Here is a 354-nt window from a genome sequence, read left to right on the forward strand (position 1 = left end):
TGACTTGCTGGCTGATCGCGCTGTGCGCCTTTGGCACCACCCTGGCGCAGGCGCAGACGCCGGCCAATCCGCTGGCCTACAGCCGTTCCAGCGCCTTCGAATATGACCCGGCAACAGGGCTGCTGACGAAAGAAATCGTCGAGCCGGGCACGCTGTCCTGCGTCACCACCAGCTATGCCTACGATGCCTACGGCAACCGCACCAGTGCCACCACCACCGACTGCGGTTCCGGCGGGCGCGCCGCGTTCCTCAGCCGCAGCAGCGGCAGCACGTATGCCGCCAGCACGGTCACACTGGCGGGCATCGGCAACGTCAGCATCCCGGCAGGTGCCTTTCCCAGCACATCGACGAATG

The 354-nt window shown here is 66.4% G+C and carries 1 protein-coding gene; it reads left to right on the forward strand.

All coding sequences use genetic code 11. The features are described from left to right. On the forward strand, positions 1-354 hold a 354-nt coding region (locus GYK42_RS28885), incomplete at both ends, for a hypothetical protein (protein ID WP_166450286.1).

The organism is Janthinobacterium lividum (assembly GCF_011601275.1).
Taxonomy (GTDB): domain Bacteria; phylum Pseudomonadota; class Gammaproteobacteria; order Burkholderiales; family Burkholderiaceae_D; genus Janthinobacterium; species Janthinobacterium lividum_E.